General features: G+C 35.8%; 19 protein-coding genes. 4 read left to right on the forward strand and 15 right to left on the reverse strand.

All coding sequences use genetic code 11. The features are described 5' to 3' along the window. On the reverse strand, nucleotides 1–879 hold the full coding sequence (gene cas1, locus EKM66_RS02535; protein WP_125761378.1) for a type II CRISPR-associated endonuclease Cas1: 879 nt from the start codon (nucleotides 877–879) through the stop codon (nucleotides 1–3). Between the two features lie 155 nt (nucleotides 880–1,034). After that, entirely contained in the window at nucleotides 1,035–5,069 is a 4,035-nt protein-coding gene (gene cas9, locus EKM66_RS02540; protein WP_125761380.1) for a type II CRISPR RNA-guided endonuclease Cas9, read from the reverse strand. Nucleotides 5,070–5,219: 150 nt separating this feature from the next. On the opposite strand from cas9, the gene EKM66_RS02545 reads away from it, so the two are divergent. After that, a complete protein-coding gene (locus EKM66_RS02545; RefSeq protein WP_125761382.1) occupies nucleotides 5,220–5,777 on the forward strand; it encodes a cysteine hydrolase family protein in 558 nt (185 codons plus the stop codon). 34 nt (nucleotides 5,778–5,811) lie between these two features. On the opposite strand, the gene EKM66_RS02550 is transcribed toward EKM66_RS02545, so the two are convergent. Further along, nucleotides 5,812–7,827 (reverse strand): KUP/HAK/KT family potassium transporter, encoded by a 2,016-nt coding sequence (locus EKM66_RS02550; RefSeq protein WP_125761656.1) that lies wholly within the window; start codon nucleotides 7,825–7,827, stop codon nucleotides 5,812–5,814. A gap of 41 nt (nucleotides 7,828–7,868) precedes the next feature. After that, entirely contained in the window at nucleotides 7,869–8,636 is a 768-nt protein-coding gene (locus tag EKM66_RS02555) for a DUF1003 domain-containing protein (RefSeq protein WP_125761384.1), read from the reverse strand. A gap of 175 nt (nucleotides 8,637–8,811) precedes the next feature. Here EKM66_RS02555 and EKM66_RS02560 point away from each other — a divergent pair, with 175 nt between their 5' ends. Continuing rightward, entirely contained in the window at nucleotides 8,812–10,005 is a 1,194-nt protein-coding gene (locus EKM66_RS02560; RefSeq protein WP_125761658.1) for an ammonium transporter, read from the forward strand. Nucleotides 10,006–10,115: 110 nt separating this feature from the next. Here the strand turns inward: EKM66_RS02560 and EKM66_RS02565 are convergent, their stop codons facing one another. The 5 genes from EKM66_RS02565 to EKM66_RS02585 all read right to left on the reverse strand — a co-directional run bounded on the left by EKM66_RS02565 (nucleotide 10,116) and on the right by EKM66_RS02585 (nucleotide 16,190). Then, nucleotides 10,116–11,303 (reverse strand): NAD(P)/FAD-dependent oxidoreductase, encoded by a 1,188-nt coding sequence (locus tag EKM66_RS02565; RefSeq protein ID WP_125761386.1) that lies wholly within the window; start codon nucleotides 11,301–11,303, stop codon nucleotides 10,116–10,118. Nucleotides 11,304–11,390: 87 nt separating this feature from the next. After that, nucleotides 11,391–12,539, reverse strand: coding sequence for a cation:proton antiporter (locus tag EKM66_RS02570; RefSeq protein ID WP_125761388.1), 1,149 nt, complete (start codon nucleotides 12,537–12,539; stop codon nucleotides 11,391–11,393). A gap of 8 nt (nucleotides 12,540–12,547) precedes the next feature. Beyond that, a complete protein-coding gene (locus EKM66_RS02575; protein ID WP_125761389.1) occupies nucleotides 12,548–13,135 on the reverse strand; it encodes a TetR/AcrR family transcriptional regulator in 588 nt (195 codons plus the stop codon). A gap of 124 nt (nucleotides 13,136–13,259) precedes the next feature. Then, entirely contained in the window at nucleotides 13,260–14,192 is a 933-nt protein-coding gene (locus EKM66_RS02580) for a glycosyltransferase family 2 protein (protein WP_125761391.1), read from the reverse strand. 72 nt (nucleotides 14,193–14,264) lie between these two features. Further along, nucleotides 14,265–16,190, reverse strand: a complete 1,926-nt coding sequence (locus EKM66_RS02585; protein ID WP_125761393.1) for a coiled-coil domain-containing protein — start codon at nucleotides 16,188–16,190, stop codon at nucleotides 14,265–14,267. A 137-nt stretch (nucleotides 16,191–16,327) separates the two neighbouring features. On the opposite strand from EKM66_RS02585, the gene EKM66_RS02590 reads away from it, so the two are divergent. After that, nucleotides 16,328–17,524, forward strand: coding sequence for an acetate/propionate family kinase (locus EKM66_RS02590; protein ID WP_125761396.1), 1,197 nt, complete (start codon nucleotides 16,328–16,330; stop codon nucleotides 17,522–17,524). On the opposite strand, the gene EKM66_RS02595 is transcribed toward EKM66_RS02590, so the two are convergent. Further along, complete coding sequence (locus EKM66_RS02595; RefSeq protein WP_125761398.1) at nucleotides 17,521–18,435, reverse strand: 1,4-dihydroxy-2-naphthoate polyprenyltransferase; 915 nt, start codon at nucleotides 18,433–18,435, stop codon at nucleotides 17,521–17,523. The two genes, EKM66_RS02590 and EKM66_RS02595, sit on opposite strands and share 4 nt — an antisense overlap. 82 nt (nucleotides 18,436–18,517) lie before the next feature. Here EKM66_RS02595 and EKM66_RS02600 point away from each other — a divergent pair, with 82 nt between their 5' ends. Next, nucleotides 18,518–19,489, forward strand: a complete 972-nt coding sequence (locus EKM66_RS02600; RefSeq protein ID WP_125761400.1) for a polyprenyl synthetase family protein — start codon at nucleotides 18,518–18,520, stop codon at nucleotides 19,487–19,489. 28 nt (nucleotides 19,490–19,517) lie between these two features. Here EKM66_RS02600 and EKM66_RS02605 read toward each other — a convergent pair whose 3' ends face one another. The 5 genes from EKM66_RS02605 to EKM66_RS02625 all read right to left on the reverse strand — a co-directional run bounded on the left by EKM66_RS02605 (nucleotide 19,518) and on the right by EKM66_RS02625 (nucleotide 25,722). After that, entirely contained in the window at nucleotides 19,518–19,727 is a 210-nt protein-coding gene (locus EKM66_RS02605; RefSeq protein WP_125761402.1) for a hypothetical protein, read from the reverse strand. Between the two features lie 70 nt (nucleotides 19,728–19,797). Then, a complete protein-coding gene (cydC, locus tag EKM66_RS02610) occupies nucleotides 19,798–21,537 on the reverse strand; it encodes a thiol reductant ABC exporter subunit CydC (RefSeq protein WP_125761404.1) in 1,740 nt (579 codons plus the stop codon). Then, nucleotides 21,524–23,269 carry a thiol reductant ABC exporter subunit CydD gene (gene cydD, locus EKM66_RS02615; protein WP_125761406.1) on the reverse strand — a complete coding sequence of 582 codons (1,746 nt, stop codon included), beginning with the start codon at nucleotides 23,267–23,269 and terminating at the stop codon, nucleotides 21,524–21,526. The genes cydC and cydD overlap by 14 nt, the downstream gene beginning before the upstream one ends. Further along, on the reverse strand, nucleotides 23,270–24,283 hold the full coding sequence (gene cydB, locus EKM66_RS02620; protein ID WP_125761408.1) for a cytochrome d ubiquinol oxidase subunit II: 1,014 nt from the start codon (nucleotides 24,281–24,283) through the stop codon (nucleotides 23,270–23,272). Further along, nucleotides 24,280–25,722 (reverse strand): cytochrome ubiquinol oxidase subunit I, encoded by a 1,443-nt coding sequence (locus EKM66_RS02625; RefSeq protein ID WP_125761411.1) that lies wholly within the window; start codon nucleotides 25,720–25,722, stop codon nucleotides 24,280–24,282. The genes cydB and EKM66_RS02625 overlap by 4 nt, the downstream gene beginning before the upstream one ends. Nucleotides 25,723–25,799 lie beyond the last annotated feature (77 nt).

Genomic DNA, 25,799 nt, shown 5'->3' on the forward strand with positions numbered 1-25,799 from the left:
CTATGCCTCATTTATAAATCCTACTTTACCAATAGAGTCTTTTTTCAGATCTAGAAACTTAAAACAGTCTCTAATATACTGATCCATGGCATTACTTAGAATGTAATCTTTACCATCGTAATGAACAGTTTGATCCATTACTTGAATTAATTCCTTTTTTATATGTTCATCAAAATCTTGATCCTTTAATTCGATGACTTTTATATCGATAAATTGTCTGAAAGGCTCTATAAAATCACAGGACAAATTAAAATCGTTTTTAAGACTATGATGATGAATGCCTAGTTGTGTTAAATATCCTTGAGATGACACTATTTGATTAGCGGCTGATAACATAACAGTGTATCCGTAATTAAGCATGATATTTATTTTTTCTTCCTTTTTTCCTCTAGAAAAGTTACTTCCAAAAAGTAGTGGAAAATATTTTCGTGCGACCGCAGCTTCACGATTAGTTCTGTCATTTTCTTTAATTTCTTCCAGTTCTTTGTTTACTCCAGAGATATCCAAAGTGTTTTGTTGTAATATATTGATTTGATTTTCAATCTTATTTGTAACTATCTGAGTCCAAAGCCTTTCTTTTTGAGTAATAGACCATGATATTTGTGTATCGATATTCTGGTTCCTTTTTTCATTTGTATAATAAGTACACAATTCAGCACATGGATTTCGATCTGTATCACAAAAAATGACTCTGATATTTGCTTCGGCAAGCTTAGAAACTAGATAACCTGTGATAACAATTTGAGTAGATGCAAGAACTAGACAGCCTATTTGGTTGAAAGGCAATGATTTGGTTTCAACCAATTGCTGAACGATAACATGATTCTCTTTGTAAGATAATTTTGATTTCTGTGCAATGTAGTATGTTTTCCAACCCATAAAATCTCCTAAGTATTTTGTTGATTAATTGCTAACTGTCATTTATACTAATAGATGTTCTAACAATATGAAATGACTTACTAAGTTAAAATCAACATTTATGTTAATGAATCTTTAATGATTGGCTCCCGCGTGGGGGCTATTTTTTTTGCCTTTTAGTTTATATGAATCTTTGTATTGTATAATCCAGTGGGTGATTGATATATGAAATTGAAATTGGATAGGTCTAACTTTTTTTGTGTTCTTTCAAATCTATTCTTTGTAATGTTGCCAATTTTTATATTTGTATTTTTAGGTTTAGTCCTAAGGAATGATATTAAAGAATTTATTACTTCAATTTTTTTGTCGGAGGATATACTTAAAAATTCTTCTTTGGCATTAATTAAAATATTCTTTTGGGATGAGTAGATAGGATATTGTTTTTCTATTTTTTCAATTATTTGAATATAAATGTTGTATAAGTATTCTTCATCAAAATTACGAATGATTGATGCATGTTTCTCTTTCTTTGATTTGTTTAATAATGCAAGTAAAGCAGTTTGTTCAAAAGGTAATGTTAATTGCTTAGCATTTGACTGCTCAGATGCAGCTGACAAGGAAATTAATCCATATCTGGGACTCTCAATGAGTTGATTTATAGGAATTTTTGCGATTAGAACTTTTACTGGCGTTTTCTCTTTTGTTAACCACTCGTTTAAAGATATGTGCTTCATTTCTATTTCATGTGCTATTCTTACGGGGATGTTAATTAGTTTAGTTTTTTTGCCAATTGTTACTAATGACATATATGATGTTTTTTCACTTGTATATCCACCATATATTTCTGTAGGTTTGTTTTTAGATAGTGGAACTAATTTTTTATTACTTGCTGATTGAATTGTTGCACCAAATAGTTCACCATCTCTGATAAAAGTTCTTCTACTAGTGAGGTATTGTCTATATTTGAATGTAGACAATACCTCATTTTTTATTTTATTGGTCCAAATAACCTCTCCTTCTGAAGTTGTTTGAATATTTCCGCTTTTCATGGATCCAATTATAAAGTTGTTTCTGGCATATTTAGGCAGTATATTTCCATGCTTTTTGGCTTCCTTTTTCAATGATTCAAAAAACTTTGAATATTCTCCATATGCAATGTTAAGTTCATTTTTTGGATATTTCTTTAGCTGATATAATCCGACAACAGAACAAATATAAGCATCTTGAGCATGATGATAATCATTTAATTCCCGATTTTTAACCAGTTCAGGATGTTTATAGTGAAAGGTTTGATAGTTCAAATCACTGAAGGACTTTCTAAATTCGGTTCCCATGCTTGCACGTGTTTCAATTATTTTTGTATCTGTATATTTTTCATTTAGAATTGCTGCAACATTTTTTATGATTTGTGAAGTTTGGACTAGTTGTCGTTTTACAAAGTCCTTTTGTTGGGCAGAACTTACTTCAGTTCTAGTTAGATTGTTGAATTTTTTTGAACTCATTAAATTAGTATTTTTAAGATTCATCCATCTGGTTATATTATTTTTTATGACTTCATCTGGAAGAAGTAAGCTAGAGGATTTTCTTTGATTTTCATTTATAGATACTAGAGCCTTATTATCTAATGAGTTGTCAGGGGTATATGATCTAGGAAGTATGTGATCTATTTGATATTTGCCTGTAAACAAATTATTTAGGTCTATTACTTCATTACTATATAAGCTTCTTCCGAGTTGCATAAAATATAGGTAATATCTGTCATCAGATAGATTATCCTTGTTTTCGTCCAGTAGATTCTTCAAATTTTTAGTTGAATATAATGTTTTCTTAATTTTTAGATGAGGATCTTCTTCAAGTGCGTTATAAATGCCAGCTATTTTTTTGTATCTGGATTCTGTTTTTTTGCTTGGCATAGAATCGCGGGTAAATTCAATAAAAATATTTTTAGGTTGATGTCCCATGAATTTTACTAAATCGTCGATAACAAGAAGTGCTTGCTTAACACCTCTCTTCAGAGCAGGAGAAATGTGAATGTTTTCTATTAAATCTGTGGTTGATAAATTATCAATGTTACTATTCTGAATTTTTATTTGTTCTTCAAATGTATATTTTGTACTATGAATTACCTGCATTAAATTATCATTTGTCTCCCACATAAGTTCTAGTACATTATGGTTTGATGAAGTATGTTCTCCTGGAATCTTACAATTGGTAGACATACCCATTAACATTTTTTTTGAAAAGTTACCCCATCCTTTGTAACGAGTTTTTGATAGTCTATCAATTTGATTTGCTTTTAAACTATTAATTCCATTTAATTTAATTTTTAAGATGTTTCTATCTTCAAAAATTGTTTGCCATTCTATTAATTCTTCCAAAAATTTCAAATTTTTAAGATCATCAACAAATGTATCATCAAATATATTCAGTAGATCATGATATGTTGATAAACCTGATAAAAATTTTTTTGGATCTGAAAGTCCAAAAATATGAGGATCTGTATATAAACTCTTTCTTACTAACCATTTTTTTAAAGTACTAGAGGATACGCTTTTTTGTTTTTTAAATAATTCATTGAATATGACTTTCTTGGTATTAACGGTTAATGGTTGTGCATCATTTATATTTTTACTATTAGATATTTTTATTTTATTAAGTTCGTTCAGGACTTCGAACTTTTGATAAATTAAGCTGTTTTTGGGTATTACTGGTTCACCAATTAAAAATGGATCTGTTGATGTCATACATTTAATAAAATCGGTTGAAGACTTCTCACGATCAACCTTTTCGTCAAAGTTCCATGGCCTTATTGGACCAGATGATTTTCTAGTCATCCAAGCAAATCTATTTTTATCTCTGTCCTGTAGGGGACCAACGTAGTATGGTATACGAAATTCTAAAAGGGAAATTATTTTATTTTTGTTTTCTTTTAAAAATGGAAAATATTTTTCTTGGTTACTTAGGATTTGTACTAATTCATTCCGATTCAGCTGGAAGGGGATTACACCACTATTACTATTACGTTGTTTTAGCAAATATTGATGATTAGCAACTTCAAAATCTATTTTGGTGACATCCACATGTTTTACGACTTTTAGGTATTTTTTTATGTTGGATTCAAAGTCAGTTGAAGTATCTTTTCCATTTATATATTCGTTATAGTATCCTCTAGCCTTTTTTACTTCGTTTGTATTAGGATCCGTTAACCAAATACTTTTTAAATGAGCCAATTGGTCATGATGTATATCGTATTTTTTAACCATTGCATTACTTAAATATGTTTCTTTACCTAAAATGTCATTGAGTACGATGATACTGTTGAGAGACTGAGCAATAGATATGATCTTTAGCTGGGTATCATCTAAAAAATCGTTTAATTTGATAAGTTGTTCTTCGGATTTTTTTGATAAAAACTGTAAATCAATTTTTTCAGTTGTATCAATTTCAAAAATTTTTCGGATATCTACTGACAATCCCAGAATCAGCCTTAATAGTGTTTTGATCTTTTCAGTAGTATTTTTATTATTAGTTTTAATAAAGGATACCGCTTTATCAGATTTGTCGGATGAACGTTCGTTTTTATCTAGTAAAATATCGTTAATCTTTTGTAAATTGGTATATTCAATTTCAAAATTTGAGCCGATTAGTTCATTCTTTAAGCTTATCAAAGTATCTTTTAAGCCAGTTTGCATGTTGGAAACATCATAGTTTTGATACTCATGTGTAAAATTACCACGATATTTTATAATATTGTGAATGGCCAAATAAACCAAGCGTATATCTGCTTTTTTAGAATTTTCAATTAAATTCTTCCTAAGATGAAAAATTGTTGGATATTGTTTGTAATATGTTTGATCGTTAAAATTTTTATCAATAAATAAATTATACTTATCACGAGTTCTAGATTCATCCTTTGGAGATACCCAAGAGGATCGTGTCCTATTAAGAAATCCAGGATCAACTTTGAATAATTCGTCAGAGAATATTTCATCTAACCAATTAAGTCTATTTCGTTTGCGCTTGTATCTTCTTCTGGAAGAACGGTATTTGCGTGTTTTTTCAGCTGTTTGAGCCTGGTCGAATAACCGAACACCCCAAAGATTTTGTTTTTTAGCGTGTAACAAGGCATAGTTATCGTCAATGACGGCCCATCCGACTGATCCTGTACCAATATCCAGTCCAATATTATAGATTGTCTTTTTTCGATTCATAATGTTCCTCCATATGAGTATTTCATAATAATATCAGAGAAGAAAACGCTTTACAGTAATTTTTAGGATAAAAACGTCACCATAATAATTGACTTATTTTATATATCCATCAATAATCAAGTTAACCAAACTAAGAAAGCAGGGATGAACATGGCATCACATGAAGCTTTACTTATTGTTGATTACACGAATGATTTTGTTGCGGACAACGGCGCATTGACTTGTGGCAAGCCGGCTCAAGATATTGAGCCTAATATTATCAAGTTAGCTGAGACTATGCGCAAGAACGATGACTGGGTCTGGTTGCCAACTGATTTGCACATACCGTTTGACAGTTACCATCCAGAAACAAAACTATTTCCAGCTCATAATATTCAAGATACGTGGGGCAGGGAACTATATGGTGAATTGAAGCCATGGTATGAGAAGCATCAAGATGAGGATAATATCAGGTTTTTCGACAAGACTCGTTACAGTGCTTTTGCGGGAACTGATTTAGACATTCGACTTCGTGAACGTGATGTTGATACGATTCACTTAGCAGGTGTCTGCACTGATATTTGTGTTCTCCATACAGCAATCGATGCTTACAATTTAAACTACAAGATTGTTGTTCACAGTTCATGTGTGGCATCGTTCAATCAAGCTGGCCACGAATGGGCGTTGGAGCATTTTGAAAAAGTTCTCGGAGCCAAAGTAGTCAAATAATATACACAAAAATAGCCTTCCCAATTTGGAAAGGTTATTTTTGTGTATTCATAATTTTTTTCTGTACTAAATAATGATCTACGTGACTACCAAGAAATAATGGAACCTTCTCTTCAGTAACATCGCTGAATTCCAATCCATACCACAATGCTGGTGGCAACGTGATATTTTGTAAGAGAATTCGTCCACCAATTAAGAATCTGTCTAATCCACTCATATGTTCTTGAGCTCCAAGATCTTGGAATTGTTCATTTAAAATAACGAATTTGAATGAGCCGGCACGACGGTTTCGTATCATGGAATAATCAGGTATTTGAGGATCAATGATTTTATCGTCTAACAATTCGTTAACGATTTGTCTGATATAAATATTGACGTGTTGCGACTTCTTGAATCCTAGATTGAGTTGGACATTGACGACGTTTCTCGTATGCATCATATCGATGCTGTAATTACAGTCGTAAGGATTATTGGTCTGATTAACAGTGATGAACCAGTAAACCTTGGCACGTTTTGGTTCTTGGTCAAGGATGGAATAGATTATTGAACGTTTGATGGCATAATCGTCTTCGATACGGTTAAGAAAGACTAGATTAGTAGCGTAAAGTGGTATCTGATCGTCTTTGCTCAATTTTTCTAGTTGTGGGATGTAGTCTATCAAAGAAACAGACTGGCTTTCATCCAGATATGAATCTCGACGTTTGTTACCGTAATACCAAACGACCATGATCATTAGAATGATAGCTGTGATCATGACGGTAACGTAGCCACCATGAATGAACTTAGTCAAACTGGAGATAAAGAACAATGACTCCAGAGTAATGAAGAAAGTTACGAAGATTCCTGCACCAACTCGGTGATGCTTCATCACTAAGAATTGGTGTAGCAAAATGGTTGTCATCAGCATGGTCATCGTGATTGCTAATCCATATGCTGCTTCCATATGCTCAGACGTCTTAAAACTCCAAACAACGCTGAGAGTTACCAAGCAAAGTAGCCAATTAACTGAGCCGATGTATAGTTGACTCTTGATGTCGCCTGGGAATTTAACTCGTAATCTTGGTAGAATCTTGAGTCCAATGGCTTCTTCTACTAAGGTAAAGGAACCAGTTATTAAGGCTTGAGAGGCAATAATGGCTGCCATTGTGGCAATCAAAATAGCAAAGATGCGTAGTTCTCCTGGTAACATCTCGTAAAATGGATTAATCGTATTGAGATTCATATATTGCTTGTCCAAATAATGGGTCATGACCCAAGCACCTTGTCCAAGATAATTGAGCATCAACATGGTGCAGACAAATGGCCAGGTACCATAAATATTGTATTTTCCAACCTGTCCCATATCTGAGTACAATGCTTCAGCACCAGTAGTAGCAAGGAAGACGCTACCTAGAATGAAGATACCAACGTGATTGACAGGACTAGTCAGGATCTTGACGGCATAGATGGGTGAGAAGGCTTTTAGAACGCTGAGGTCGTTAAAAATATTGGATAAACCCATAATCCCAATGAAACTGAACCATACCAGCATGATGGGTCCAAATGATCTACCGATACGTTCGGTTCCAAACTTTTGAATGACAAAAATTGTCAGTAGGATCACGGTTACTAGAACCAAAACAATATTTTGACTGTTAGAAAATGTGAATCCGGCGATAGACTGACCTTTTAAGCCTTCAATCGTTGAAGTTACAGTAACTGCAGGTGTAAGTGTCCCGTCGGCTAGAAGAGCAGAACCGCCTATCAAAGCAGGGATGATCAGCCATTTTTTAGAGCGTACTAAAGCATAGAGGGCGAATATGCCACCTTCATGGTTATTGTCAGCTTTCATGGCAATCATTACATACTTAATAGTAGTGATAAGCATCAAAGTCCAAAAAATCAGCGAAATACTGCCGATAATATATTCAGGAACGGCACTCTTCATATTGCCAGCGTCATTGATAATGGCGTTCATAACGTAAAGTGGAGATGTACCAATATCACCGTAGACAATTCCTAAAGTTATCAGCATACCTAATTTTGAAAATGAGGATGTTGTTTTATTCATCATCTTATCCTCCCGATTTGCATGGTGATACTAGTTTATAATTAAAGATTTTTATTTTGATGCCGATAGTGTCCGGGATTCTTGGTTTTTTCCTGCTCGGTCCGGATCGACTGGATCTCGTTTTCCAGTTCGCTAAGAACTTCTATCTGCATCTTTTGAATATCCAGTAAGTGTGGCCATTGAACTTCATTCAATTGGTCGATTTTTTCGTGTAAAATTCTAATTTCCATTTCAGATTTGTTGTTAGTACGATAATCATTTTCAGCATCAAAACGGTCACGTTCTGCTTGACGGTTTTGGCTCATCATGATGATAGGAGCTTGAATCGCAGCAATGCAGCTTAGAAATAGATTGAGAAGTATAAAAGGGTAAGGATCGAAGTTTATACCAAGGAAGTGAACGACGTTTACTGCCATCCAGATGATCAAGATTATGACAAATGAAATGATGAAGCCCCAACTACCACCGAAATGAGCGACTGCATCAGATAGTTTTTGACCACGGGTTAACTTGCCGTGAATAGTATCATTGAGGTTTCTGATCACGTAGGTATTCTTTGATAACTCCTTTTCCAATTCGGCATTCATTCGACGGTCGATATCCAGATCTTTTTCGATGATATTCTGCATTTTGGCGAGTCGGATTATCTGCAAGTCCTTTAGACAGATGAAACTAGAATCTCTAGCAAAATCGTTCCGCTTAATAACTGACTGTTTCAAACTGTCAGTTAGATCTCTCAAGAATAGTCCTTCAGTTTGAGAGAAGCGTTTGCGGCAAATTATACAGCTTTGATTTTTCTTAACAGACATAGTTATCACCTCTCATTTACGAAAGATATTAATATCATTTTATTAATTTAACAATTTTTATAGCTTATATTTACCGATAAATTACGAATCGTCTATTAAGGTGGTATTGATATACTTCTAAAAATAATTGCATTAAAATATGGCAATTAAAATATCAGGACGGGGTGTGGCGATTATGAATGTAGGGTTCATGATTTTAGCAACGCTGTTAGTTTGGTTAATGACACCAGGTATTGCGGCTTTTTATGCGGGATTTGTGCCAGAAAAGAATGTAACTAAGATCCTTTTTGATAGTTTCATGATGTTTGGTGTCGCCGGGTTATTATGGATCGCAGTAGGATATTCAATGTCGTTTGATGGTAATAGTTTGGGTATTATAGGTAAGTTTGATCATATGTTTTTATCGGGAATTAATTTGAATGCATTGATTGGTCAAACCAAATTGCCGACAGCTGTATATTTATTGTTTCAGATGATGTTCGCCATTTTAACACCAGCGTTATTTTTAGGAGCGATTGCTGACAATAAGATCAAATTCGTTATTTCATTTGTAGTTTTATGGTCAATTTTTATCTATTATCCATTGGTACACATGGTTTGGTCTAGTTCTGGGGTACTGGCAAACATGGGGATTCTAGATTTTGCTGGAGGAACGGTTATTCACATTAATGCTGGAATAACAGCATTAGTTCTATCGAATTTTTTGCGAAAACCATATAAACCAGAAGAACCAGCTAAAGGTAATGATCTTTGGATATTGCTGGGAACTACATTGTTATGGATCGGCTGGTATGGTTTCAATGCAGGTAGCGCATTGGGTTTGAACACTCAAGCAATTCAAGCGTTCTTTACTACGACCATTGCGCCGTGTGCGGGATTAGTAACTTGGATCATTTTAGAAAAAATATATAAGAAACGTGCAACTTTAAGCGGTATTTGTACGGGGGCAATTTGTGGATTGGTTGGGATTACACCTGGTGCAGGATATGTGAGTGTTACAGGAGCCTTGTTGATCGGAACTGTCTCAGCAATCGGAAGTTTTTATTTTATGAATTATCTGAAGTATCGCCTGCATTTAAACGATTATCTAGATATTTTCGGTTGTCATGGAGTTAGTGGAATTATTGGTTCTGTTGCAACAGGATTGTTTGCAACAAAATCAGTTAATCCCAATGTCATTAATAGTGGGTTGTTATACGGTGGTGGAATCAAATTGTTGAGTCTGCAGTTATTTGGAGTTGTTTTTACAATTATTTTGGTAGCAATTATTGATGTAGCTATAGTCAAAGGATTGAAGAAACTATTTAAGAATAAAGTCTATTCGATTTCTGATCCGATTGAACGTGATTTACTGTTTATCAGAGAGTGATAGATGGTCAACTTTCAAGCATTAAACCAAAAATAGGCGCTATAATCCGGTTAGGGATTACAGCGCCTATTGATTTATATGAAAAAAATTAATTTAAGATTAATTTCAAATTAAATGGTACCTTTCTTGAAGGCTGTCTTGAGTCCGGCAACTTCCATCAAACTTCTGTCTCCTGATAGATGTTTGATAAGTGAAGCTGTGTGACCCTTGAACTTGTAACCTTTACTCAAGATTTCGGCAATACCATGGTTTTGACCTAATGAAGCAACTGTACCCATTGAACTGTATACGAATGGTTTCAATTCTTTGCCATTCAAAGCGGCACCAATGTTGAAGGCTACAGCGACACCTTCAGCAGAAGCAAGTTGTCCAGTTGTTGGCAATGGACGTTCTTGTCCTTCTGGGATCATGGCTGAATCATCACCGATGAAGTATGCTTCGGGATGTTCTTCGAGGTTAAGGAATGATGTTGTCATAACACGGTTTCTTCTAGCTTCGATACCAGAGTCTTTGATAACGTCACTACCACTAACACCAACAGTCCAAAGAATAGTGCTTCCTTCGACCTTTTTCTCTTCTTCGCCGTCCATGTAAACAACAGCTTTAGGTTCGATTTTTGTGATCTTAGCGCCTGTTAGTAGTTTTATACCGTTCTTTTCAAGATATGAAACTGCATAGTTAGCAAGTCCTTCGTCAAACATAGGAAGGATTCTTGTTGCCATTTCTAGACATGTAACTTTGATTTCTGGAACGCCATATTTTGCTTTAAGAATCTTAACTGTATCAACTAATTCACCAAGGATCTCGATACCAGTGAATCCAGCACCACAAACAACGATGCTTAAGTCAGCTGGATCTTGAGAATCTTTGTAGTTGGCAATATTTTTATTTAACTGTTTATATATATTCTTAGCTGTATCTAAGTCTTGGAGGATGAGGGCATTGTCGCTAGCACCTTCTAGACCGAAGTCTTCAGAGCGGAAGCCAAGAGCTACGACAATATAGTCATAAATAATATCATCATGATCTTCAAAATGAACAGTCTTATTATCAAGATCTAATTCTTTAACAGACGCTTGAATAAAGTTGACGTTTGAAGGAAGAACCGAACGAATATCAAAACTAACAGCATCAGGTCTTGTTGTTCCTGCTGCAATCATGTGTAGTCCGGTTTTTTCAACGTGCATTGTGTTCTTATCTACTAAGTCGATCTGTGTTCCTGCTGGTGTGGATTTGGCAAGGTCACGAGCGGCTGTTAACCCACCGTATCCAGCGCCAAGTACTAAAATATGTGCCATAATAACCTTCTCCTTCATGTAATTGATTAAAAAATTGTTTACGCTACCATTATATATCTTTTCTTCAAATAAGTGGTACTGATAAGGCTAAATAGGATTTTTGCTAATAGAATGCTTTAGAAAGAATGGTGCCAAGATCGTGATCAGAATGATACTAATGATAACGGCTGAATAATATTCTTCGGATAGTAGATGAACACTGTATCCAACTTGGGCAACAATCAGTGCCATCTCACCACGCGAAATCATACCAGAACCGATAACGTAAGAGTCCTTCATATCGAAACCAGAAATCCTTGCACCGAATCCAGCTCCAATGAGTTTGCCGATAATACCGGTAATAGTGAATGTTAGAATCAACCAGAAATCTTTGATCAAACTATTAAATTCAAGGTTCAATCCGATACTGATGAAAAAGATCGGAATAAAAATTGAATATCCGACTATTTCAATATTACGATTGATCTTGTTGTTGTAGTTTGGTGTGTTGGAGATCGCAATACCGGCAACAAAGGCCCCTAAGACTGAATCCAACTGTACCCAATCAGCAAAGTAAGCAAATAGCAAACAAATCACTAATGCAGTAATAGTTGGAGCATGAGTAGCTTCAGTGTAATCAGCAAGTTTCATAATTGCTGGTACTACAAAACGATAGGCGATATAAGTGACGATTACAAATAATAACCATAGTGCCATGAGAATGCCGATTTTTTTGATTGAAAAGTGTCCCGTCAAAGTTCCAGACATCACACTTAAAATAGAAATTGCTAAAATATCATCAGCAACAGCTGCCCCAAGAATAACTGTGCCGGAAGTACTTGATAAATAATTGAGGCTCTTTAACACCTCAACTGAAATAGAAACTGATGTGGCCGCAAACACTACTGAAATGAAGATACTTTCGCGCATATTGATACCGAAGATTAGTGACGTTAGTAGTGTCAGTAAAACAGGAAGTATAACCCCAAATATAGCGACGGTAATGCTAGGTCCTAAGTGTTTTCGCAGTAATTTCAAGTCACTTTCCAATCCAGCAATGAACATCATCATAATAACACCAATATCAGCGAACAGTTGTAATTCATTAGTTGAATGAACTATGTTCAGCAATCCCTTACCGAGAATGACACCAAGAATCAGCTGTCCGATAACAGCAGGGAGGTTCATTTTATTGAAGATGTGACTAACGATCAACGTTAGGAAGAGCATTAATGCCAGAAGGGTTATAAATTCCATTAGTTCTCCTATTCTTTTTTGATACCATGAATAAATATTTTGATCATGGTGTTAAGATTTGCAATGTTTCTTTTACGTTTAGCTTCGCTGTATTCAATGTAAGGAACTAACATTGTCAAAAAAGTTCCTACTTGTACAGGGATCGATAGGTCCGTACGTAATTCGTCTTTGTGAGCTTGAAAAATATTGAATAAAACTTTGTAATATCCGCCATCCCAATTCTTACTGATTTCTTTTTTCTCTTCATCAGTAAAAACAGTATCCAAATCATGTCGCAACATAAAAAAGTTTAATTTAAAATTAGTGATCATGAAAGTTGATATAGTTGTTAGCATTTCATCAAATGGTAAATCCTTATTCTTGTTATATTCAGCATATAACTTCTCACTGAATCCACCGACTTCATGCTCAATTGCTTTGGCGTATAAAACTTTTTTATTCTTGTAGTAATGGTACATGTTTGGTTGAGTGATATTCAACTCCTGGGCAATTTTTCTAGTAGAAGTAGCCTGATATCCTTGTGATAAAAAATCTTTGGCAGCTACTCGTAAAATTGCATTTTTTGTGTTCTCTGCTTGTTTGTCGCGTGAATTCATTTTGTTATCCGTCCTCATGTTCGTTATGTCTATTATAGCCTATTCGGTGGTAGTATTTAATCATTTATCAAATGATAAGAAAATTTGTACAAAAAAATCGAGATTGTCATCTCGACTGTTTAGCTTATTTTTTTTCTCTGATAATATAAATTGGACGTTTTTTGACTTCTAAGAATATTTTGCCGATGTATTCGCCAAGGATACCAATACTTAATAATTGAATTCCACCGATCAATAGAATGATCGATACCATCGAAGCCCAACCTGTAACACTGCTGAGAGGGAAAACTAGTTTACGAATGATAATAGCAATGATTGCTAGAACAGAAACTCCAGAGAAGAATATTCCCATCCATGTCGCAAACATTAATGGGCGTTCTGAAAAGTCAATGATTCCTGTTATGGCATATTTGAGTAATTTCCAAAAATTCCATGAGGTTTTACCAGCAACACGTTCACGATTCTTATAGGGAAGATACTTTGTTCGAAACCCGACCCAACTAAAAATACCTTTGGAGAATCGATTGTACTCAGTCATTGATAGAATAGCGTTAACCATTTGTCTGGTCATTAAGCGATAATCACGAGCACCAGGGATGATTTTGGTCTGAGACATTTTGTTAATAACACCGTAGAACCCATTAGAGAAGAACGAAATAATGGAATTCTCACCGTCACGATCCATTCTAGCTGTACCAACACAATCGTATTCGCCAGATTCTAGATCATCAAACATTTCTAGGAGCATTTCAGGTGGGTCTTGTAGGTCAACGTCCATAACGGCAGTATAATCACCTTTAACTTCATTGAGCCCAGCATAAAGCGCTGCTTCCTTACCAAAGTTTCTAGAAAAGGAAATGTAATGAACCTCATCACTGTGAAGTGCTTGCAGATCTTTTAAGACGGTATAAGTATGGTCACTTGATCCGTCATCAATGAACCAATATTCAAATTTGAATTTGGTAGTATCATTTTTAACCTTAGTCATAGCGTCATAATACAGATTTATAGATTCCTCTTCGTTATAACAAGGGACAATTACGGATATGGTTTTCATAGTTTTTTTCACTTTCCTAAACTTAGAAAAAGGGCACTCAAACAGATGAGTACCCCATTAATATTTATTCTATTATATTTCTAGTGATTCTGGTAATGCAAGTTCGCTGCTAGTTGAAGTTCTAATGACACTAACACTAATATCACGTGTAGTTTCACCTTCAATTGCATGAAGATCCTTACTATATTGAACCAGAATGTTGTTCATATCAGTGTTCTTGTTCAATGTTGCAATAACATCCTTGATGTTGTCAGCAACGTTTTGAATCAATGGAATTGTTGATTCACTATCCAAATTGTCTGCTTTGATCAATAGTTGGTACAGCAAATCATCATTGCTTCCAACAAAAATAGCATTGTCAGTATTAGGTGAGATACTTTCTAGCCACCAGTTGATAAGTTCAGTCTTACTGTTAAAGTCGTGTTCTAATAGTCCATTCTTATCAAATAGTTGATAACTAATAGCCTTTTTACTTTCAAAGATAACGGTTAATACGATCGATCCATCAGTGCGATAGAAGTTTTGTTCTGTAAGAACCTTTTCTTTATTGAAGTTTTGAACTGACGACAATTGTCCAGCGGCGTTATAGATGTTTGTTTTAACTACCTGATCGTTTTTGTAGTAGTTGATACGGTCGATCTTCTTGTCTTCATATTCTACCGTCATCAACAAGGTGTTATTTTGATCATAAATAACTGTGTCATGTGATTTAACGTCGGTTCTGGTTACCCAACCGTCATTTTCTGGAATTGCAACGGGCTTGTCAGTTGGTGTGGGGCTTGCCTGTAACTGGTCAAATAAGCTGACAACGTTAGGAATATGAATGTTAGCTTTTTTAGCATTTTTATCTACTAAGTCGTTCAAATGGTTATTGTAGAAAGTGGAAACAAGCGTTACAGGCTTTTGTAACTTAGTCTCAAGTAATTGGATAGTATCGAAAACATCTCGTTGTTGTGATTCATTGTTGAATGAGTCAGCAGCAACGTAGTAATCCTTATCCTTGTCTAAATAAACGTCACGAACTAGGTATGCTGAATGGAAAACATCTTTGATGTACTTTTCAAGGTAATCAATTTTGCCATTAACTTCTTCCAATTCGGCTTCGATTTTTTCACGTTCATCGTCGAGGCTTTGAAGATGTCTTTCAAGTCCAGCAGTTGTTTCGATACGATAATTACGATCTGATTTGATTTTATCTTCAATTTGATTTGCTTTTGATTTGAGCATATTAATATTTGAAGAAGTATCGTTAAGATTCTTATTTACATCATCGAGTTCTTTTTGTAATGAATCAATATCTGCCTTGATATTGGCAATATCTTTTTGAATATCAGCACGTTCTTTGTATAACTTGTCGATAGATTTCTTTTGATCCTCCATAAGGACCATCATCTTTTGGAGATCTTTTTCTTCTTTAATGGATGATGACATATCGGCTTCAGCTTGTTCGTTTTTAGATAGGTCATCTTGTTTAGAACTTAAATCATTTTGGCTATCAGTGATCTTACCTGATAATTCGCGTTGTTGTTCTTTGAATTGATTGAGGAGTCCTTGTTGTTCCTTTTGATCAGCGTGAACTCCAGCAAGACGTTCTGTTTCAGCGTCATCGTTTTGAGCTTTTACGTCATCTAGTTTCTCGCTAGATTCTTTTTGGTCACGTTTAAGAGTATTTAGGTATTTGTCGAGAGTTTCTTTCTTTGTTTCGTGTTCGTCTTTTTCTGAGAAGAGATTTGTCTTTAGATCGTTACGTAGTTGAGCGTAGTGGTGAGAAAGCTCGTCCATTTGTTCTTCAATGCTGACACGTTTGTCATGTGTAGTGACTGGAAGTTGTTCTTTTGGTTCAGTTTGTTCAGCAACTTCATTATTTAAATTATTTTTTTCGCCTTTTTCGGCGTTGTCATTACTTCCTTGAGACGCTTGTGAGGAAGCGCTATCAGTACTTGGAGCACTTTTCTCTGGTTCATTATCAATTTTGCGTAGCATATCTAAAAATTTCACGAATGAATTCCCCCAACAAAAGACTTATAATAGTTACTACAGAGTAGCATTTTTTTAAAGTGGTGTAAAGTTGTTCCGTAGCGGTCTGACAACCACTTGAGCTAAATGTGAATATCAAAAATAAGGGAGATTTATATATGAAGATAATGGCCATAAATGCGGGAAGTTCAACATTGAAGTGGAAACTATTTGAAATGCCCGAAAAAAAGACAATTGCTTCAGGAATGATCGATCGTTTGGGATCACCTAAGTCGGTATTTAAACTCAAATATAACGGTGAAAAAATTGAACATGAAGAAGCAATTGAATCCAACGAGATTGCTGTTTTGTTGTTACTTGATGCTCTAAAAGAAAGACATATTATTGAGAAATTTGAAGATATTGTAGCCTTTGGTCATCGTGTCGTTGCTGGTGGGGAAGTATTTAAAAAGTCAGAGATCGTTACGGAAGAGAATCTAGATAAGATTCTTGAATTGTCAGAATATGCCCCATTACACAATAAAGTTGAAGCTTATTACATTGATGTCTTTAAGAAATTAGTTCCGAAGGCAATTCAAGTTGCTGTCTTTGATACATCCTTTTTTGCTGATATACCAGAAGTCAATTATTTGTACAGTGTTGATCTTGCTGATTATGAGCAGTTCAAGGCCCGCCGGTATGGTGCCCATGGAACAAGTCATCGTTACATTGCTCAGCGCTTGAATGAATTGGTCGATGGTGGAATCAATGATAAGAATATTATCGCTATGCATTTAGGAAGCGGTGCTTCGATCAGTGCCATTAAGAATGGTAAGGCAGTAGATATTTCGATGGGATTCACGCCATTGTCAGGTATTACTATGAGTACCAGAAGTGGTGATATTGATGTGTCTATCCTACCGTACTTGATGAAAAAACTTGGTTTAACAGATATTGATGACATGATCGATATTTTGAATCATAAGTCAGGCTTGTTGGGTATCTCAGGTATTTCTGCTGATATGCGTGATATTGAAGCGGAAGAAGATACAAACAAACGTGCCAAGTTAGCATTGGATATTTATCGTAATCGTATCGTTAAATATGTTGGATCATACATTGCTGAAATGGGTGGTGTCGATGTTCTAGCATTTACAGCTGGTGTCGGTGAAAACTCACCTGAGGTGCGTGAGGATATTCTGGACGCGTTCAAGTATTTGGGTATAAAAATAGACACTGATAACAACAAATTACGTGGAAAAGAAGTTCGCATTACTACGAACGATTCCAAGATTGCTGCCTATACAGTTCCTACAGATGAAGAATTAATGATTGCACAAGATACCTATAAATTTGCACAACTACTTACACTTTAGAAGTTGATTAACACTCCGATAAAGAAAGTAACTACTTCGGTCAATGTGATCATTAATAGATTCTTGATGATGAATGGGAAAGTCTTCTTTTTAATAGGATTATCGCAAAAAGCTTTGGTATTTTTGTAGACAATCGGTGTAATTAAGAATGTCAAAAACATTGCTTTTGGTAATAGTCCGATGATTATTGAGCAAGTTAATGCCAAGTAGCCTAAGACGTAAAGAGATTTGAGGATGAAAATCGAGTTGTCTTTGGTTAGATAATAGACAAGTGTCTTACGTCCCAGAGTCCTATCTTCTTCTTCATCGGCAATGTTGTTGGCTAATAGAAGATTAGAAATTGAGAAGACAGTAAGTAGTGACGATAGTAAAGCATCACCGTAAAACTTGAAATCTAAAATTACCGCTGCTGAATCGAAAACATTAATGTAGATTGCAATGAGATAAATTACGAATCCCATGGTGAAACCAGAGAAGAATTCACCTAATGGACCGCGATTAATAGGATGTGGACCACCGGCATAAAGAAAACCGACAGCAAATGAAAACAATCCCATAAATAATAGTGGTAAACCAGTACGGTAAACGATGAATAGACCGATAATTGCAGCAATAGCTGTGAATGTAAAATCAATCCATCCAATCAGATGGATATTCAAATGATTAACGCCGATAACGTTAGTGTTCCTGCGGAAACTCTCAGCTCCAGTAGCGTTCTTGTAGTCCCAATAGTTATCGTTGATATCAACGGCCATATTGAATAAGAACATGGCTATGAAGAACAAAATCAAATCAAGAGCATTAATAGACTGCCAGTGATAATATGAGTACAATGTCCCCATCAAGAAGGGAAATACACTAGCAGTCTTTGCTTTGATTTCAACTAATTCAAAAAATACAGAAGGTTTCACAAAATCATTCCTTTGGATTTGATAAACTATATTATAGAATTAGTTTTAGCAATACTACAAGTAATAGGGTGAGAGGGATTTCATGGCGCATTCAATTTGGAAAGACTATCCGCAAGTCGATAGCATGTTAGATCAGACGACTGCATTCATACACAGCAGCGTTAGAATTAGGAATACTCAAATAAGTCAGATGATAGTTGATTTAACGTCTGGCGGTAAAATGCTCAGACCGGCATTCTTTCTACTGTTCAGTGCTTTTGGTCCTGACAAGAAGCAAAATGATGAATTGATACCACTTGCTGCTTCATTAGAACTATTGCATGTGGCGACATTGATCCATGATGATGTCATTGATGACTCGCCACTACGTCGCGGAACTACCACGATCCATACCCGTTATGGTAAACGTAACGCTATCTATGCTGGCGATTATTTATTCACTTTGTATTTTGAAATGATATCGAGATACTCACAGCAGCAAAAAGATATTTTGGTAAATTCACTTAGCATGAAGAAGATCTTAATTGGGGAATTAGATCAAATGCTGATTAATTACAATATTGATGCAACAGCCAAAATGTATATTAGAGAAGTATCTGGCAAGACGGCCGAATTGTTCAGTTTAAGCACAGAAATGGGTGCTATAGTCAGCGGTGCCGATAGTAAATTGGCTAATCTGTCTAAGAATATTGGTCACGATATTGGAATGTCATTTCAGATCATTGATGATATTTTGGACTTCGGTGATAGCAGTACCACTGGAAAACCCAATTTTGAAGATTTAAAAAACGGTGTCTACACGTTACCGTATATTCTTGGGTTACAAGATAAGAATCAACAGTTAGTTGATATTTTATCAGGGTCAGATTTGAATAATGATGATATTCAAAAAGCTGCTGATATTGTTGAAAAAGATGGCTATCTTGAGCAAGCTAAGGATATTGCTAGAACCTATAATCAACATGCTCTGAAAAGAATCAATAAATTACCAAATGGTAAGAACAAAATAGTGTTGAAAAAAGTTGTTAATAAATTATTGAGACGAATAAAATAAGAGATTAACCGTTATAACGGTTAATCTCTTATTTTATTACCTTGTTTTGTAGTTTGTCATAGTTCTTTTTATAAATAGTCTTACGATTATATTTGTAGATTAGAAAGACTGCCGTAAATACCAAAATGCCTAGTGAAAAGATATCCAATGAGGGATTGTCTGTATAAAGCATTTTGAACCACACGACCACTGCTGCCACTAATCCAAAGGAGATAAGATAACTGAGCCATCTAAACATTTTGATCACCACCAATACTTTTTATTGGCGCAAATATACTACCTTTGCCTAGGATAATCAATGCATTTAACTACAAACCTTGGTCCATTTTGTATAGTTCACGAAAATGCTCGTTGTTCTCATATAAGTCATGCGGTGCACCTTGCATTTCTATCTCTTCAGAATTCATAAAGATAACATGGTCAACATGATTTATTCCTTGTAGATGATGTGTTACCCAGATAATCGTCTTATCTTGTAAAACATCGAAGAAAGTAGTCAGCAGGTCATTTTCGGTGATTGGATCCAGACCGACAGTTGGTTCATCAAGTAATACGACTGGTGCATCTTGAAGTAGAATTCTGGCTAAGGCTAGACGTTCTTGTTCACCACCGGAGAAGTTAGAACCATTTTCACCAACCAATGTGTTGTATCCGTCAGGAAGTGATTCTACTAAACTCTTGAGTCCAACTTTTTCGAGTGCTGATTTAACTTCGGAGTCCGACTTCTTTTCGTTACCAAGACGAACATTATTCATAACGCTAGTATTGAATAAAAATGGTTTTTGATTCAATACGGAAAAAATCCGTTCACGATGTTCTTGAATTTGTTGGATATCGTAATCATTAACTTTGATAGAGCCCTTTTGTGGTTTAAGGTCTCCCAAAATCAGTTGTAAGATAGTAGTTTTACCGATACCGCTAGGTCCTAATAAAGCAACCTTTTGACCTTTTTTGATGTTCTGAGTAAAGTTTTTGATCAAAACAGGTGAGTCTTCGTCATATTCAAAATCAATATTGTCGATTTTGATCTCTTGAAATTCTTTTGGATTGAGGTCTATTTGTTCTGGAAGGTCAGAGACAACAGGCTTCAATGAGTTCAAACGAATAATTGAATCACGGTATTCGGGCCATTCTTCATATCCTTGACTCACCGGAATGAATGTCTCCGATAGTGGGAAGAGGCAAAGAACGACGGCCGAAACGAAGTTGGCCTGTTCTTGTCCGTTGGTCATTGTCAAATTAGTGAAGACAATGAAGCAAATGGCAATACCTGCGAATATCAATTGTAAGAACAGATCACGATTTCTTCTAAATGACTTGGATTTGTTCTTAGAAATATTTAGTTCATTAATATTTTTGGCTGATAAATTTTTAAAGTCTTTTTGACGACCGGAGATGATCCAATCATCAGCTCCTAAAATATTATCAGTCAAATTAGTATAAAGGTCAGCCTTGATCTGTTTTTGGCGCTCACGACGGGCGCTCTCAATCGCTACAGATGCTAGTGGTACGATCAGAACTTCAATGGCCAGTAGTAGGAATACAAAGAATCCAAAAGCTGGATTATAAATTCCTAGTACCAGTGACCCAATAATTGTTAGCAAATATGAAATAACTGTTGGAAAAACAGTTCTCAGGTATAAGTTCTGTAGATGACTGATATCTTCAGATAATAATCCCATGATATCGCCGGTTTTGTGATGTTCATTTAGGAATGCAGCATCACTTTCAAGCGTTGTATATAGTCTAGTTCTCAAATTGGAAGTGACACGCAATACCCAATTGTGACTTTTCAGTCGTTCGATGTATTTGAAGGTTGGACGACCAATACCAAAGGCACGAGTTAAAAGAATCGGTATATAGATTAGAAGAATATTGACTGGGTGTGTGGCGGCCTTGTCAATTGTATAACCCGATGTGAACATCAAAGCTGATGCACAGATCGATGTAACCAGACCTAGTAATAGAACGGTGATCAGCAGACCCTTATATTGTTTAACATAAGGTTTGACCCAGGTGTCGCCCTTAAAAGTCTTAAAGAAGTTCATTTTGATCACCTCGCATATTAGAAATTAATTGACTGTAAGCACCGTTATGGTCAGCTAGTTCTTCAGGCGTACCTTGTTCAGCAATCTGACCATTATTCATAACGATGACATAGTCCATTTCCTGAATCCAATGCAGACGATGCGTTGCAAAGATTACAAGATGATCCTTGAAGAGTTCTTCCATTGGTTTCTTCAATGCATATTCAGTTTCGATATCTAGATGGGCAGTTGGCTCATCAAAAATAAGGACGTGACGGTCATTAGCCAAGAAAGCACGGGCCAACATGATCCTTTGTTGCTGTCCTCCAGAGATACCTCGTCCACCTTCACCGATTACCGTATGATAACCAAGTGATAATGTATTGATGAAATCAGTTAAACCAGCTTTTGTAGCGGCTGATTCGACTTCTTCTTCAGTAGCATCTGGTTTGTAAAAGGCAATATTTTCAGCAATTGTTCCGGCAAATAAATATGGTGATTGTGGTAAGAAAGTCAGTTCATTTTGCCATGCACGCTGTTTGAAATGTTTAACTCTTTGTCCATTTATCGTTATAACGCCACTGTCTGGAGTTAGGAATCCACCTAAGGCACGAATTAAAGTGGTTTTACCAGATCCGGATTTACCGATGACGCCGATATTCTTGTATCCTGACAGTTTCAATCTATCAATATCAAGGCTAGAGTCAATGTTACTTTGATCTCTCGAATAATTGAAAACAAGATTCTTAATATCAACTTCAGATTTTTCGTTCCATTTGAAGTTTGTGAACGTATCTTCTTTAGCAGTATCTTTGTAATTCAAAATTTCAAAAATAGAGTTGAGAGCATTCTTACCGTTCAAAGTGGCATGATAATCACTTGAAAAGTCACGTAGCGGTAGGAAATACTCTGGAGCTAAAATTAGTGTTACCAATGCAGGGAACAGTGGGAAGTCGTTATTGATCAGACCGAGTCCTAAGAATACGGCTAAGATGGCAATTCCCAGAGTTGTAAGCCAATCTAGTGCAAATGTCGATAGAATGGCAATCCGAAGAGTATTCATCGTACGACGACGATATTCGTCACTGACGGTGTAAATATTCTTGGCATAACGCTTGCTTAATCCCAACATTTTCAAAGTGGGTAAACCACGTAAGGCATCTAGGAAGTGGTTGGAGAGAATCGTGTATTGGTGATATTGTGCATCAGCTTTGGCTTGTGCTGCCAGACCTAAGATGATCATGAACAAGATGACCAATGGAACTATAACGGTCAATGTTATTCCTGATGCCAAGTTTTGCATGTAAATATATACTAGCAAGACTGGAGGAATAATCGACATGTTCATTAATTTGGTAAAAATAAGTTTGAAGTAGTTCTCAATTAAATCAATTCCATCTAATGATGAGGTAACTAAGTTACCAGTACCTTCCTCAGAAATCATTGATGGTCCCGATGTATAAACTTTATCAAGTAAGCGGGAACGAATTTCTTCGGAAGTATTTTCTGCATAATTTTCAACGATTTTGTTATTTATCCAATTAAAGCAATGACGTAATATAAAGGCTACTGCGAATAACGACATTGGCATAATAATTGTCTGTAATGACTTTTGTTCCCACGAGTTTACAAGTGCTTCGGCTAAATACTTACCTTGGAATAATATAGCAAATGCTTGCAAGAGGGTTAGTCCTGCAAGCATTATGAATAGTTTCTTTGTTCCCGGTAAGCTTAATAATCGCTTATCGATCATTTAATATTTCACCGTATTTTCTCTTGGATTGATTCTCTTAGTAAAGAGTGTGTATGACCAAATAAAGTAGATAGCTACGATTGGTACCAATATAGCAGCAACGATAGTCATGATCGTTAATGTGTATTGTGAGTTAGCAGCATCTTTGATCAAAATACTGTGTGCAGGGTTTGTAGCAATCATTACACGTGGGAATAATCCGTTGAATAGAAGAACGATAACCGTGCTGAGTGATAATCCACTACCAGCAAAGCTCCAGCCTTCTCTGTCCTTTAATACTCCGTAGTAGCCAAGAAGTGAGAAGAGAACGATTAGAACTGTGATAAATAATGATGAACCAAATCTCTTAGTAAAGAAGTCTGTTTGGAAGAATACCAATACTGCGAAGACTACTTCACCTAAGAAAAGGATTGGGTAAAGAATTTGATTGAGCTTGCGAGCACGTTCACGAAGTGGACCTTCTATTCTTAGTCTGATGAAGTTCAATCCATGGACTAATGATAGAAGTGTACCAGCGACACCTCCGACGACTGATAGTAAGTTAACAACGTCGAAGAATTTTGGAAAGGCATCACCATTAGCGTTCATAGGAATACCTTGAACCATACTGAGAAGCATTAAGCATAGTAAGAATGGTGCTAGAAAACTTCCAATAAAGAAAGTCCACATCCAAATATTCTTACCAGTCTTTGTTTCAGCATGTTTAACAAATTCAAATGAAACACCACGAAGGATCAAACCAACTAGAACTAATAGTAAAACGACGTAATAGCCTGAGAATAACGAGGCATACATTAGTGGCAATGATGCAAACATCGCACCACCAGCAGTAACTAGCCAAGTTTCATTGCCATCCCAGTGAGGTCCAATAGATGTCATTAAAGCTAGACGCTCATCAAAATCCTTTGCTAAGAAACGAGTTGACATACCTACACCGAAGTCGAATCCTTCGAGAAATAGGAATATCGCAAATAGTAATCCGATCAATATAAACCATAAATTAGCGAGTGTCATTTTACAAAGGCCTCCTTTGCAAATGGATCAACGTTTTGTTTTGAGTCTTCCATTTCATAATAAGGTCCGTGGTGGAGTGTTTGTCTGCTATACCAGATCATAACGCCACCAAGTAACGTGAATAGTAAGAAGTAAACGATATTACTAAATAACAACGTACCAACGGTAGATGTTGGTGAAACGGCATCAGCAATTGTGAATAGGCCATAAACGATCCAAGGATAACGACCAAATTCAGTAATGAACCAACCAGCGGAATTACCAATGAATGGAATCCAGATAGCTAGTCCAACGATAACCATGAACCATTTCTTGTTTTCGATAGTATCTTTTTTCTTACGTGACCAGATAACACCGAATAAGGCAATCAACATTATCAATGCATCAATACCTGTCATAACTCTGAAGCTCCAGAACAATGTCTTAGGTGGAACATAGTAATCCATGTCCTTACCGAATTGTTTGTCATATTTAGCGTGGAGTTCTTTGTTAACAGTATCCATACCCTTAACAGCACCACTTGTCTTGTGATAGGCGAGTAAACTCAATACTGCTGGGATTTCAACTTTGTGAGAAGCTGTTCTGTCCTTGGAATTAATTAATTCAACAACTGTCCAAGGGGCAGGATCTTTAGTATCTTTGTAAATACCTTCTGTAGCAGCAAATTTCATTGGTTGATCTTTGATAATTTGTTGAGTCTGAAGGTCACCAGCACCAGCTGATAGAATAGCGAAGATTAAACTTGTCCAGAGTCCAAAACGTAATGAAGTCTTGAAGAAGTGATTTTCGTCTTTCTTCTTACGTAATAGTCCCCAAGCACTCATACCTGCAATAACAGTACCTGCAGTTAAGATTGCGGCTAAAATAACGTGTGGAAATACTCTCCACAATTGTGGATTAGCAACTACAGCACCGAAGTCAGTCAATTGAATACGACCAGTGGCATTGTTGATCTTGAAGCCTGTAGGATGTTGCATGAAACTGTTAGCAGCTAGAATCCAAATAGCTGATAACATAGTACCAATAGCAGTCATCCAAATCATAAATGCATGCAGACCTGGTTTGAAACGATCCCAAGTAAACATCCAAATACCAATGAAGACAGATTCGATGAAGAATGCCAGTAAGGCTTCAATGGCCAAAGGTGCTCCGAATACATCACCCATGAAACGTGAATATTCAGACCAGTTCATACCAAACTGGAATTCTTGAATAATACCAGTAACAATACCAACGGCAAAACTTAAAAGAAAAATCTTTCCCCAGAATTTTGCCATATCAAGATATACCTTGTCTTTTTTGACTGCGTAAATGGTCTCCATAACAGCAACTAAAACGCCCATTCCAATAGAGAAGGGAACGAAAAAGAAATGGAACACAGTTGTCATGGCGAATTGAAAACGAGCCAAAGAGACAATACTTAAACCAATACCAAGCATGGTAAATAGCCTCCTTAAAAACAATATTTATATTCCCTTATTTATACACATTTATCATATGATTACTTAGTGAAATA

The organism is Companilactobacillus hulinensis (assembly GCF_003946555.1).
In the GTDB taxonomy this organism is placed as follows: Bacteria; Bacillota; Bacilli; order Lactobacillales; family Lactobacillaceae; genus Companilactobacillus; species Companilactobacillus hulinensis.